The 13,169-nt window shown below is 66.4% G+C and carries 11 protein-coding genes; 4 read left to right on the top strand and 7 right to left on the bottom strand.

The window, feature by feature from the left end; all coding sequences use genetic code 11:
* The first annotated feature begins 7 nt into the window (after nt 1-7).
* Nucleotides 8-667, top strand: coding sequence for a 3-oxoacid CoA-transferase subunit B (locus K368_RS0120055; protein WP_027173897.1), 660 nt, complete (start codon nt 8-10; stop codon nt 665-667).
* 180 nt (nt 668-847) lie between these two features.
* On the opposite strand, the gene K368_RS0120050 is transcribed toward K368_RS0120055, so the two are convergent.
* The 6 genes from K368_RS0120050 to K368_RS25175 form a co-directional block, all read right to left on the bottom strand.
* Complete coding sequence (locus tag K368_RS0120050) at nt 848-1,849, bottom strand: polysaccharide pyruvyl transferase family protein (RefSeq protein WP_036266542.1); 1,002 nt, start codon at nt 1,847-1,849, stop codon at nt 848-850.
* 239 nt (nt 1,850-2,088) lie between these two features.
* Nucleotides 2,089-2,793, bottom strand: coding sequence for an ABC transporter ATP-binding protein (locus tag K368_RS0120045; protein ID WP_027173895.1), 705 nt, complete (start codon nt 2,791-2,793; stop codon nt 2,089-2,091).
* Nucleotides 2,780-4,696, bottom strand: a complete 1,917-nt coding sequence (locus tag K368_RS0120040; RefSeq protein WP_027173894.1) for a branched-chain amino acid ABC transporter ATP-binding protein/permease — start codon at nt 4,694-4,696, stop codon at nt 2,780-2,782. Before K368_RS0120040 ends, K368_RS0120045 begins: the two co-directional genes overlap by 14 nt.
* Nucleotides 4,696-5,571: a branched-chain amino acid ABC transporter permease gene (locus K368_RS0120035; protein ID WP_018043210.1), complete on the bottom strand. Its 876-nt coding sequence runs from the start codon at nt 5,569-5,571 to the stop codon at nt 4,696-4,698. The genes K368_RS0120040 and K368_RS0120035 overlap by 1 nt, the downstream gene beginning before the upstream one ends.
* 11 nt (nt 5,572-5,582) lie before the next feature.
* A complete protein-coding gene (locus K368_RS0120030; RefSeq protein ID WP_027173893.1) occupies nt 5,583-6,896 on the bottom strand; it encodes a substrate-binding protein in 1,314 nt (437 codons plus the stop codon).
* A gap of 92 nt (nt 6,897-6,988) precedes the next feature.
* Entirely contained in the window at nt 6,989-8,011 is a 1,023-nt protein-coding gene (locus K368_RS25175) for a carbon-nitrogen hydrolase family protein (RefSeq protein WP_036266540.1), read from the bottom strand.
* A 143-nt stretch (nt 8,012-8,154) separates the two neighbouring features.
* Between K368_RS25175 and K368_RS0120020 the strand changes: the two genes are divergently transcribed.
* The 3 genes from K368_RS0120020 to K368_RS0120010 all read left to right on the top strand — a co-directional run bounded on the left by K368_RS0120020 (nt 8,155) and on the right by K368_RS0120010 (nt 11,946).
* The gene (locus tag K368_RS0120020; protein WP_027173892.1) at nt 8,155-9,123 is read left to right on the top strand and encodes a LysR family transcriptional regulator; all 969 of its coding nucleotides are present in this window, start codon (nt 8,155-8,157) and stop codon (nt 9,121-9,123) included.
* A 589-nt stretch (nt 9,124-9,712) separates the two neighbouring features.
* Nucleotides 9,713-10,276 carry a helix-turn-helix transcriptional regulator gene (locus K368_RS0120015; RefSeq protein WP_197031043.1) on the top strand — a complete coding sequence of 188 codons (564 nt, stop codon included), beginning with the start codon at nt 9,713-9,715 and terminating at the stop codon, nt 10,274-10,276.
* Between the two features lie 239 nt (nt 10,277-10,515).
* Nucleotides 10,516-11,946 carry a phosphomannomutase gene (locus tag K368_RS0120010; protein ID WP_027173890.1) on the top strand — a complete coding sequence of 477 codons (1,431 nt, stop codon included), beginning with the start codon at nt 10,516-10,518 and terminating at the stop codon, nt 11,944-11,946.
* 134 nt (nt 11,947-12,080) lie between these two features.
* Here K368_RS0120010 and K368_RS0120005 read toward each other — a convergent pair whose 3' ends face one another.
* Nucleotides 12,081-12,845: a Crp/Fnr family transcriptional regulator gene (locus K368_RS0120005; RefSeq protein ID WP_027173889.1), complete on the bottom strand. Its 765-nt coding sequence runs from the start codon at nt 12,843-12,845 to the stop codon at nt 12,081-12,083.
* Nucleotides 12,846-13,169 lie beyond the last annotated feature (324 nt).

The following is a 13,169-nucleotide window of genomic DNA, read 5'->3' as shown; positions in this document are numbered from 1 at the left end:
CACCACCATGGCCTGGACCCGCGAACAGATGGCTGCGCGCGCCGCCAAGGAGCTGCGCGACGGCTACTACGTGAACCTCGGCATCGGCATTCCGACCCTGGTTTCGAACTACATTCCCGAGGGCATGTCGGTTCAGCTGCAATCCGAGAACGGCATGCTCGGGATGGGGCCGTTTCCGTTCGAGGGTGAGGAAGACCCCGACCTCATCAATGCCGGCAAGCAGACGATCACCGAATTGGCGACCACGAGCTATTTCTCGTCCTCCGATTCCTTCGGCATGGTCAGGGGCGGGCACATCAACCTGTCGATCCTCGGTGCCATGCAGGTGGCGGAGAACGGCGACCTCGCCAATTGGATGATCCCCGGCAAGATGGTGAAGGGCATGGGCGGCGCCATGGACCTCGTCGCCGGCGTGAAGAAGGTGGTGGTGGTGATGGAGCACACCGCCAAGGGCAAGGACGGGTCCGAGGCGCCCAAGCTCCTCACAGCCTGTGACCTGCCGCTGACCGGCACCGCCGTGGTCGACATGGTGATCACGGATCTGGGCGTCTTCACCATCGACAAGAAGGGCGATGGCGGCATGGTCCTGGTCGAACTCGCCGATGGCGTGACCGAGGAAGAGATCCGCTCGAAGACCCAGGGCGCCTTCACCGTGGCGCTGAACTGAGTGTCTCTCTCACAACTCCCGCCCGCCGCCGTGCCCAGAACGAGAACCGGTGGCGGCCGGGCGTTGTCTGAGGCCCTCTCAATCGCCGCGGCCCGAAACCGACGATCGGCAACGAAAGGGCTCCCGATGCAACCGCATCGGGAGCCCTTTGCCTGACGGGCCCGATCTTTCGCGTGTGCCCTACGCCCGTGTGGCCGGCGGTTCCGGAAACCGGACCGGGAATGGGAAGGCGGCCCGCAGGGGCTTCGTGTCGAGGGGCGAGGGCGGGAGCACGCAGGCCCGGCGCTCGAGCCAGGCCAGGTCGCCGAAACTGCGGGGAAGCTCGAGGGCTTCGTCGGAGAGGCCAACGGATCGCTTGTAGTCCCGCATCTTGAAGGAATCCTTCGCCTCTTTCTCGCCCTCCGACAGCCGCGCCGATTGGGCAGGGACACCATAGGCATGCGCCACGATGAGGCCGTGCAGCGAGGTGGTGACGATCTCGTCGCAGGAGAGGATCTCGCGGATCACCCGCTCGATATCCTCGAACGACACGGCGAGGAGCGAGATGACCTTGACGTGGTCGGCGCCCACCGCCTCGACGGCCTTGCGGATCCGCGCTTCCTGCAGGACATGCGCGATGATGCCGACCTTGTGGGTTTTCTCCACTACGGGCGCATAGAGTTCGGGGAGCAGGATGGCCGCGTCGCCGTAGATTTCGGGGCATTGCCCGCCGGCGGCCAGAACGGCGTCGCGCGACAGCGGCCCGCGAACCGCCGAATAGATCGCGGTCGGGCAGATGTCATCGGTGCTGCGGGGCATGCCGGTTCCCCACAGATACATGCCGGGACGGGCGAACTTGGCGATGCTGCCGATGCAGAGACCGTCCGCCTGTTTCGAATTGTACCAGCGGGGCATGACGCCGAAGGAATGCCAGAGCACATAAGGTGTCAGGATATCGCCGAAATTCCCGGGGAACGGACTGCGCATCCACCAGATCTTCGGACGAAACCGCTCATCGAGCCCGGCCTCCGCCGCAATGTCGTCGAGGGTGAGCAGGGAGCGATAGGCCGACACGAGGGCTCCCCATTTCTCGACGGACTGGCCCAGCAACTCGGCTTCCAGCTGGAGGAAGGCGTCCCGCTCGCCATTCCTGAGGAAGGTTAGGAACGTCCGCTCGGCAAGAGCCTCTTCATCATTCGCCAATGTTCGTCTCTCCCTACAGAGCCGGCCCCGGATTCGGAACCGCTTCTCGGAAAATGCGGAGCGGTGACAAAGACTTAAATGCCTCGTCATCCAGCGATCGCGGGAGGCTTATCTCAGGGCGCAAAGCCCCTGTCGAGGCGATTCATCGTGCTCTCCACCCGAGCGGCGGCGTGTCGGGTCACGGGTGCAGGCGGATGCCGCGTCGTCCGACGCGTAGGCCGCAATCCGGGACAGGCGCTCTATGCGGCGAGCCCCATGAAGGCCCGCATCGGCGCGGCATCGGCGCGGAGATCGGCGGCCTGCCCCTCGTAGACGACGTGGCCGTTGTTGAAGCCGTAGACCCGCTGGGCGAAGCTCAGCACCGCCGCCACGTTCTGTTCCACCACGACGATCGTCCGGCCTTCCTGCGCGAGGCGGCGCGTGAGGGCGATCAGGTCCTGGACGATGAGGGGTGCCAGGCCCTCGAACGGCTCGTCGAGGAGGATGATCCGGGGATCGCGGATCAGGGCACGGGCGATCGACAGCATCTGCTGCTCACCGCCGGACAAGGTCCGCCCCCGTGAGGTGCGGCGTTCCTTCAATCGCGGAAAAACCTCCCAGATCCGGTCGAGGGACCATGGCTTCTGCGCGGTCAGGCGGGCGACGCGCAGGTTCTCCTCCACCGTGAGGGTGCCGAAGATGGCGCGCTCCTCCGGAACGAGCTGCATCCCCACGCGGGCGATCTTCTCGGGCCGCAAGCCGTGGATCGGCTTGCCGTCGAGGCGGATGGTCCCGCTGCGGGGAGACAGGGCGCCCATCAGCGTCCGGAGCGTGGTCGTCTTGCCCGCGCCGTTTCGGCCGAGCAGCGCCACGACCTCGTTCTCCTCGACCCGGAGCGACACGTCGAACAGGACGTGCGAATCCCCGTAGAGCGTATTGATGGTCTCGACCTCAAGCAGGCTCATCCATGGCTCCCCGTATGCGAGTGGGCTCGCCGGTCTCGTCCTCGTCCGGACCCGTGCCCAGATAGGCTTTCCGCACGGCGGGATCGCGGCGCACGTCCTCGGCCGGTCCATCCGCGAGCAGGTGCCCGTCGCTCAGGACGGTCACCTGCTCGGCGAGGTCGAAGACGGCATCGAGATCGTGTTCGACGATGAGGATCGTGCAGGACCGTCCGATCCGCCGGATCAATGCGCAGGTCGCGACCCGCTCGGAAGGACTCATCCCGGCGAGCGGTTCGTCGAGGAGGAGGACATTGGGGCTGGTCGCCAGCGCCATCCCGATCTCGAGGCGACGCTTCTCGCCGTAGGCCAGGATGCTGGCGCGAGTCTCCGCCCGCAGGCCGAGATCGAGGATGGCCAGCATGGTCTCCACCTGCTCCTCCACCTCCGCCCGACCGACCGAGGGGGCGAGGAGATCGAGGCGGAACCTGCCGCGCGCGCGCGCGAGGGCGGCCACCCGCAGGTTCTCCCGCACCGTCAGGTTGAGGAAGAGCTGGTTGAGCTGGTTGCTCTTGGCGACGCCGAGCTGGGTGGCACGGGTCACCCCCGCCCCCGTGAGCCGCTCACCGAACAGCAGGACCGAGCCGGCGCTCGGACTCACCTCGTCGGAGAGCATCTTGAAGAGAGTGCTCTTACCGGCACCGTTCGGGCCGATCACCGCATGGATCGATCCTCGCCGGACCCGGAAGCTGACCCCGTCCACGGCCTTCAGGCCTCCGTAATGCCGGGCGAGATCCTGAGCCTCCAAGGCGATCTCCGCGTCCGACGCGCGGCCGTCGATGGCCGGCCGGGGCATGGGGAGCGCGACCTCGGCCGGGATTTCGGGGGTGAGGGCGCCGGTCGTCGCCTCGATCGCCTCGGTGCGGGCCTCGGCGGCGCGCAGGTGCGCCGCGTCGCGACGACGCTCCCAGCGGTGCAGGATCTCGCCGCAGATGCCGCGGCGCAGGCCCATCACGAGACCGATGAAGGCGATTCCGAGAATGAGCTTCCAAAGCGGACCCAGGCCGGGGATGAGCTGAAGGTTGTCGCGCAGCCACAGCCAGAGCGCCGCCCCCACCAGGGGGCCGACGAGGGTGCCGACCCCGCCGACGATCGTCTGCACCACGAGCTGGCCCGACGTCTCGAGTGCGAAGGCGTCCGGCGGCATGTAGCTCTGGAAGGAGCCGAGCATCGCTCCGGCGAGGCCCGCATACAGCGCCGCGATGGTGAAGGCCGCGAGCTTGTAGGCGGGGACGTCGTGTCCGAGCATGGCCACGCGGGGCGTGTTCTCCTTGATGGCCTTCAGGATCAGGCCCACCGGCGACCGCACGATGCGCCGGGCCAGCACGAAGCCGAGGAAGAAGGTCGCGGCGAGAAGCGCATACATCGGCAGGCCCGCCGTAACCCGGATGGCGCCGTCGCCGAAGCCGATCACCGGCACGGGCACCCCGGCGATACCGTTCTCGCCGCCCGTGTAATCCGACAGCGACGAGTTCTGGATGAAGTAGGCCATCTGGCCGAAGGCCAGGGTGATCATGGCGAAGTAGATGCCGATCCGCCGCACGGCGAGCCAGCCGACGGCGATGCCGAACAGGCCGGCGGCCAGCGTGCCGATGAGGAACGCGAGCCAGACGCTCTGGATCGTCCCCGAGACCAGCAGGTAGGCGGCGACGAACCCCCCGGCCCCGTAGAAGGCCGCCTGCCCGAAGGAGAGCAGACCGGCGAGCCCGAAGAGGATGTCGAAGCCGAGGCCGAACAGGGCCCAGTTCAGCGCCCGCGACAGCAGGTCGTGGGAGAAGCCGAGCGGGGGCAGGAGAAAGGGGGCGGCGAGGAGAACCACGAAGAGAGCGAGCTCGGGCAACAACGCCCGGAGGGGGCCGCGTGTCATCAGACGCGTCCCTCCGTGCCGAACAGGCCCTGCGGCCGCGCCACGAGGACGAGGGCCATCAGACCGTAGAGCATGACTTCCGAGTAGGCGGAATCGAAGGCGCTGGTGAGGCTGATGATCTCGCCCGCGATGAGACCGCCGACGATGGCGCCGGGAAAGGATCCGAGGCCGCCGAGCACGATGACCACGAAGGACTGGACCATGAAGCTCGCGCCCATGTCGGGCGTCACCGCCACCACGGGGGCGTAGAGCATGCCGGCGAGCCCGACGGCGACGATGCCGACCGCGAACACGAGCAGGAAGGTCCGCCGCACGTCGATGCCGAGGATGCCGACCATGCCGGCATTCTCGATGCCGGCCCGCACCACGAGGCCGACCGAGGTCCGGTAGAGCACGAGGTAGAGACCCACGAGGAGCGCCGCGACGATGCCGATGAGCTGCAGGCGATAGGTCGGGTAGACCATGAACCCGAGCTTCGTCGCGCCGGTGCCCCAGGAGGGCACCGGAACGCGCTGGCTGTTGCCGCCGAAACCGGCCCGCAACCCCTCCACCAGGACGATGCCGATCCCGTAGGTGACGAGGATCTGGTCCTCGTCCGGCCGGGCATAGAAGTGGCGGATCACGAGCCGCTCCATCGTGAAACCGATGATGAGCATGATGGCGCAGCCGCCGAGCATGGCGAGCACGAAGGAGTGCGTGGCCTGCATCATCACGAAGGCCGTGTAGGCGCCCACGGCGAACAGCGCGCCATGGGCGAAGTTCAGGACGCCGAGCGTCCCGAGAATGATGGTGAGCCCGCTGGAGACGAGAGCCAGGAGGCTGCCGAGGGCGAGGCCGTTGAAGGCCTGGGAGAGGAGAACGGCGGTGCTGGGCATGATGGTGCGCCTCAGCTGTAGGGGCCGAGCTTGCACCCGAACAGGTCGGGCGGGTTCATCACGGTCTCGCCGTCCACGAGGTCGACGACCTCGTAGAAATCCTCCGGCCCCTTCATGGCCGAGGGCGCCTTGCCGCGCAGGATCGGGATCGGGCGGACCATCTGGTGGTCCTCGGCGCGGAAATAGACGCGACCGATCGTGGTCTCGTAGGGCTGGGCCTTCGAGCCCTCCATCACCTTGATGATGTCGACCGGGTTGAAACCACCCGCCCTCTCCACCGAGAGCGCCCAGAGATAGGTCTGCATGTAGGCGATGTGGGCGCCCCAGCGCGGGCGATAGGCGTTTCGGGCGAGGAAGGCGTCCACGAACGTCTTGGCGAGGGGGAAGAGGTCCTCCAGCGTCCACCAGAAGTCGCAGGAGCCGTAGACGCCCTGCATCAGTTCCGGGCCGACCTCCTTGTCCTGGAACGAGGACAGGTTCGGCACCACGAGCTTCATGCTGGACAGGACACCGAACTGCTCGGCCTGCTTCGTGGAGGCCACGGCATCCGAGCCGAAGCAGATGTTGACGAAGACGTCGGCGCCGCTGTTGGCGATGTTGAGGAGCGCCGAGCTGTAATCGGCCGTCCCCAGGGGGACCGTCTCCTTCAGGACCTGCGTCCAGCCCTGCTCCTTCGAGAACTTGGCGAAGGAATCGTAGACCGTCTGGCCGTAGGTGTAGTCGGGGACGAGGAAGGCGGCCTTGAGCTTCTTGCCGAGCGCCTTGGCGACGACGGGGGCGAGGGCCTTGGCGGCCATGTAGGCGTTCTGCTGCGAGCGGAAGCCGTAGCGCTGGCAGTTCTTCCCGGTGACGTCGTTCGAGCCGGCGATGCCCACCATGTAGAGGACCTTGTCGCGACTCGCGAGCTCCTCAAGGGCGATGGCCTCGGCGCTGCTCACGGAGCCCTGGAACATGATGGCCTTGTCGCGCTGGATGAACTGCGTCGCGGCCTGGACCGCCACGTTGGGCTTGCCCTCCGTATCGGCGATCTTGTGGCGGATCTGACGGCCGAGGACGCCCTTCCCCTTGAGCCCCCAGGCGGCGGGGATCTCGCCGCCCGCGTTGATCTGCGCGATCGCGAGTTCATAGCCGAGCTTCAGGTCGTTTCCATCGCCGGAAAAGACGCCGGTGAGCGGCATGTTGAGGCCGACGAAGACCGAATCCGCGCCGACGCCCCCGGGAAACGTTCCGATCTGGGCCGGACTCTGGGCGAAGGCTGCGCGAAGATCCGGCAGCATCAGTCCGGCGGCACCTCCGAGGATGAGCTTGCGACGATCGATGGTCATGGCACATCTCCATTCTGGGTCGTTGAGGCGAAAGGTTCGACGCGGAGGATCGGACGAAAGGAAGAGGAGCGGACTTCCGCGGGTTCGGTCGCTTACACGCCGTTCGCTGGCGGGGCCGGGGGCTCGGACGCGGCAGCAAGCTCCGGGCCGTCGCGGAACCGGGCGGGGACGAGCCGCTGACGATTCACGCCGAGGTCGAACACATCGAAGCGGTTGTAGTAGCCGACCACGTCGTGGAACTGCTTGGGCTCTACGCAGGCATTGAGGTCGATCTCCGCATAGAGGATCCCCTCGTCCTGCAGCGCCTCGCCGATCTGCGTCCCGGTGGGATCGACGAAGAACGAGGCGGCGCGCGGTGTTGCGTCGAGCACGGCGGCGGCTCCGGGATCGCGGGACGCGAGGAAGTCGTAGGCCTTGTCGTCCAGCATGCCCGCCGTCACGAGGCCGAAGCACTTGGCCTCGAAGCAATGGGCGCTGGCCCGCAGGCGGTTGGCCGCCAGGTTGTCGTAATTGCCGCCCCCCTTCGGTCGCCGCGTCGGCCAGACCGGGGGCCAGGACGAGATGTGGAACTGCTCGCCCTGCGCCATCAGGGCATAGCGCGCCAGCGGGTTGGTGTTCTCGCCGCAGATGAGCTGGCCGATGCGCCCGATCCCGGTCTCCACCACCCTGAGCCCGGCGCCGTCGCCCGGGGCCCAGATGAGCTTCTCGTAATAGGTCGGCATCAGCTTGCGATGATGGTTCAGGATCGCGCCATCCGCGCCGATGATGAGGTTGGCGTTCCACAGGCAGCCGACACTCACGGGCGAGCGCTCGCTGATACCCAGGGACACGACGATGCCCGCCTTCTGCGCCGCCTGACGGATGCGCCCGATCTCCGGTCCATCGACCAGGATTGATTGCTCGACCATGAGGGCGAAGAGGTCGTGGTTGTCGATGGGAGCCGAGAGCGCCGCCCAGACCGGAAAGGCCGGGATGAAGGTCTCCGGGAAGGCGACGAGGCCCGCCCCCGCCCGCGCCGCCTCGTGGATCAACGAGACCGCCTTGTCGGTGGTGGCGGCGGCGTCGAGGAAGACGGGGGCGGCGTGGATCGCCGCGGCCTTGAAGCGTGGAAGCATGGACTTAACCCTTTCGTGAACCAGCCTAGCCGCCGTCCGGCCGGCGCGAAGTGGGCAAATCTGCAAGGCGCCTTGCGGAAGGGGCTCGCCGGGGGCGGCGACCAAATGGCCGAGCTTGGCGCGAGTCTTGCCACACGATCCCCATGGCTGCGCTCGATCTGCTCGACTGGGACGACCTGAAGGTCTTCCTCAACGCCGCCAGGGGCGGCAGCCTCGCCGGGGCGGCCAAGCGCCTGAAGATCGATCAATCAACGGTGAGCCGCCGCCTCGCCCATCTGGAGAGTGCGCTGGGCATCGCGCTCTTCGAGCGCGTGCCGTCAGGCCTTCGCCTGAGTGAACCGGGCCAGCGCCTCCTCGGGCATGCCGAGCGGGTCGAGAGTGCGGTCATCGCCATGGGCGAGGAGGTTTCTCCCTCGGCAGCGCAGGCCAGCGGGCGGGTGCGGCTCGCGACGATGGAGGGCATCGCCTCGCTCTACCTCGCCGAGCGCTTCGTGCGCTTGCGTGAGACCCACCCGGATCTCGCGGTGGAACTCGTCACCTCGTCCCAGACCGTCTATGTCAACCGGCGCGAGGCCGACCTCTTCCTGAGCTTCTTCAAACCGCCGGGCCAGGGGCTGGTCTCAGAACAGGTGGGGCGCTTCCGGCTCGGCCTCTACGGCGCCCCTGCCTACCTCGCCCGGGCCGGCATGCCACGGAGCGTCGACGATCTGCGCCATCACGCCTTCGTCTCCTACATCAGCGATCTCATCCAGGTGGATTGCGTCCGCTGGCTAGACGACGTCGTGCTCGACCGTCACATCGTGTTCCATTCCAACAGCATGATCGCACAGAAGAATGCCGCCGCGGGCGGTCTCGGCCTCGTGCTTCTGCCGAGTTTCGCCGTGAACGGGCGCGACGACCTCGTCCCCGTGCTCCGTGAGACCGCATCGACCAGCCGCGATCTCTGGCTCAACGTCCATACTGACCTGCGCTTCTCCCCTCGCATCCAGGCGGTCACGGGATTCCTCAAGCGGCTGTTCCGCACCGATCCCTCGCTTCAGGTCGGGATGCCGTCACCGTCCCTTCCCTGCCTCCGCACCCTCGCACCGGAGGGGTTGCATCACGCGGGATGAGCGTGCGCGCTCGACCGACGGAATCGTCACGCCAAAGGGAGCGGGTGATCACAGATCGCAACCTCAAAAAATGCAACTCGAGGCCAGCAGACGGGGAAGCGCTTCACATCGCGCGTTCGAGGAAGCGACCCGCAAATAAAATCCCGCCCGCCTCCCTCATATGAGTGATGACAAACCGGAATTATCTCTTGAGCAGGGATAGAGTACTGATCCCAAATCTGCTGAAAATCTAAAATTTCCTACGTCGGTCAATCAGTTATCAAGGCGAACGAAAAATATCGGCCCGCCCCGTAATCTGGACGAGCAACCAGCGGAAAGAGTGAGAATCATGGATATGCTCGTTCCGTTGTGGAAACGATCGTTGTAAGGCATGGTTGCATGAGTTCACGGCTCTGAAAGTTTTTGGCGAGCTGTCGTGATTTCTACTTCAGTAGTTGGATGAGGGGATGCGGACCTTGGAGATTTCACGTCGCGTTTCATGCCCTCTCGCTCTCGGGACAGGCCAGTCCGGCCTTGCCCCGTAGGGCCGAAGAATTGGCAGTTCTTCGGACACAACAACAATGAACAAAATAGTATTGGGGTGCACATCGTGTCGATCAACAGCCGTTTCTTCGGCGTTTTGGATCGCATGGGCTGTGGCGCGCTGCTTCTCGATTCCGACGGGGACGTAGTGGAATCCAACCAGGCGGCCATCCGGGCCATCCAGGAATTCAACGACGACGAAACGCCGAAATCCGTGGACCTGAGGGCTGGCTTCAAGAACGTTCTCGAAGCGGGTGGAACACGGTTTCGGCACAAGTCCGAGTCGTGGATCATGGTGCCGCGCCACGGAAAGCGCCCTCTGGCGATTCACGCCATGCCCGCCGGCGATGAGACGGATGCTTACGGCCAAACGCTCGTGACGATTGTCGATCTGAACGAGAACCCGGACCCCAGCAGCGAAGTCATGCAGAAGATGTTCGGCCTCACGCAGACCGAGTCCAGCATCGCCAAGCAGATTTGCTTCGGAAAGACACTCGCGGAAATCGCATCCGACAAGCGCATCACGTTGTGGACTGTGCGGACACATCTGGCGTCGATCTTCTCGAAGACCCAGACACGCCGCCAATCCGATCTGATGTCGCTCCTGCACCGCATCACCGCGATTGCGTGAAGCGGCGTCCACCCCGCCGCCGAACCACCTGACGTCGCGCTGAGAGCGGGAGCCGGTGGCGACCGGGAATTTGGGGAGGCTCTTTGCACACCCGATCGTCGCAGGGCGGTCCGAGCCCGCGCTTGAACCCGGTGGAATGATCGTCCCGGGACCGATTGAGGCGGCGGCACACTCCACCTAAAAGCGGAGCTTGTCTCACCGCTCGGCGTGCCGTCGCGCCCATCGCAAGTGGAAAGCTCATGAGCAGTCTGAAATTCGGGACCAGTGGCCTGCGCGGATTGGTGACCGATCTCGTGGGTTGGCCGAGCTACGCCTATGCCAGCGCGTTCTTCCGTTCGATCGCCGCGACGACCGGCGGCAGCCGCGACGTCGTGATCGGGCGGGACCTGCGCGACAGCAGCGAGGGGATCGCAGCGACGGTGGCCGCCGCCGCGGCGGCGGCCGGCTTCACCGTGTTCGATTGCGGCGCCTTGCCGACACCGGCCCTCGCGCTCGAAGGCATCCGGCGCGGGGCCTGCGCCGTCATGGTCACCGGCAGCCACATTCCCTCGGATCGCAACGGCCTGAAATTCTATCGGCCCGATGGCGAGATCACGAAGACCGACGAGGTCGCGATCCTCGCCGCCCTCGGCGACATCTCTCGGGTCGGCGACATGCCGCCCGCCGATGCCGCCACGCAGGAACCGGGGGCGATCGACCGCTACCGCCAGCGCTACACCGATGCCTTCCCGTCCACCATCCTGGCCGGCCAGAGGATCGCGGTCTATCAGCAGAGTTCCGTGGCGCGCGATCTCCTCGCCGACGTGCTGGCCGCCCTCGGGGCCGATATCGTGGCCATCGGCCGCTCCGACAGTTTCGTGCCGATCGACACGGAAGCCCACCGTCCCGAAGATATCGCGTTCATCCGCGACGCGATGGCATCGGGCGGCTTCGACGCCCTGGTGACGACCGATGGCGACGCGGACCGGCCGCTGCTCGCGGACGCCGCCGGTCGGATCGTCCGGGGGGATGTGCTCGGGCTGATCACCGCCCGCTATCTCGGCGTCGACACGGTCGTCGTTCCCGTCACGGCGGGTTCGGCCATCGAGCATGCGGGCGGTTTCCGGCGCGTCCTGCGCACCAGGGTCGGCTCGCCATTCGTCATTGCCGGGATGGGCCGAGCGGAGAGCGACGGAGCCACGACCGTCGTCGGTTTCGAGGCCAATGGCGGATTCCTCCTCGGTTCGGACATTGCCGTCGGCGACAAGATCCTCTCGGCCTTGCCCACGCGCGATGCGATCCTCCCGATCGTGGCGACCCTGGCGGCGGCACGGGACGCCGGCATGACGCTCGCCGAACTCGTCGTCTCCCTGAATGTCGGCGAGACCGCCAGCGACCGCCTGCCCGAAACGCCCGCGGAGCGGAGCGGCGCGCTGCTGCGCCAGCTCGGCCAGGAGCCGTTCCGCGCGGTCTTCTTCCGCCCGCTCGGCACGCCGCAGGCCGTGGATGAACAGGACGGTGCCAGGGTCGAACTCGACGGGGGACGAACGATCCACTTCCGTGCGTCCGGCAATGCGCCCGAGCTGCGTTGCTACGCCGAGGCGGGAACCGCCGCGGAAGCCGAGGACATGGTCCGCTGGGGACTGGCCGCGGCGGCAGCGGCCATGAAGGACGGAGCCGGACGGGTCTGAGCAGGTTCAGCAGAAGCGGGCGCCGGTTCCGCTTACCGAAACCTGCGACACTTCTAAGGTCCAAGCGAGGTGAAGCATTGGCTTGCCAATGCGCACCCGCCTAGCGAACGCATCGTCCCCTCCGGGCCGCAGCGTCAGCCCTCGGTCAGCACGATCTCCTGCAGCCGGCCCGGCCGCAGCAGGCGGATATGCGCCTTGTCGACCGCCACGATCCCATCCTGCTGGAAGCGCTTGAGCATCATCGTCACCCATTGCCGGGTGGAGCCGACCAGTGCGGCGATCTCGTCATGGGTGATGCGGCGGTGGATCACCACCGTGCCGCCCTCGCTTGTCCCGTACAGATCGCCGAGATTGAGCAGGAGTTGCGCCAGTCGCTCGATCACCGAGCGGGTGCCGAGCATCTGCGCCATCGCCGTGTAGCAGCGCCCCTTGGCCTCCAGCGCCGCGATCAGGCAGAGGGCGAAGTCGGGCATCTGGCGGATCAGGCTGCGCAGGGTCGCGCTCGACAGCACGGTGACGCGCACCGGTTCGATGGCAATGCCGGACCATTGGTGGGAGCCGCCGCCATAGATGCTCGGTCCGCCGATGAAATGCCCCGGCGTCCAATAGGCGAGGGTTACCTGCCGCCCGGACGGGCCGGAATAGAAGATCCGGACCCGCCCCTCCTCGATGAGGAAGATGCCGGCATGGGGGGCTCCTTGCGTGAACACGCTGTCGCCGGGGGCGAGGGTCAGCGAACGCCCCGCCGCCCGGACACGGGCGATCTCGCTCGCGGACAAGCCGTCGAGGAAGCCCGCGCCGTCATCGAGACCGTCGACGGTCTCGCTGAGGAAGAGCGCGCTGGCGATCAGTGGGGCTGGCCTGCGGGTTTCGGACTGTACGAGAGCCGCCGAAGACATGATGGGAACCGCTCTCGAACGATCGATACGACGGGGAATCGGCCGCGACGCATTGGATTACGCCGCACCGCGATTATCGCCCCGTCTTCGCCTGGAGCAATTCCAAAGAAAGGTTCCGCAACAACAGAAACTCCTCATTCTTGATGTGGAAAGAGATATTGTTTCCGTCACGCCGGAAAAGCTTTGTTACTCCACACTACATCCAGCCGGGATGAAATTAATTGCTCGCCGCGATGCGGCCGGCCGCCGCTTAATGGGTGCGTCGCCAAAGCCTCGAGACGCCGACCGGAAGCCGCCCCCGGCGCCGCATCGTGGCGACCGTTC

This window comes from Methylobacterium sp. 10, assembly GCF_000519085.1.
Taxonomy (GTDB): Bacteria; Pseudomonadota; Alphaproteobacteria; order Rhizobiales; family Beijerinckiaceae; genus Methylobacterium.
This window is presented reverse-complemented; position numbering and strand designations above follow the sequence as displayed.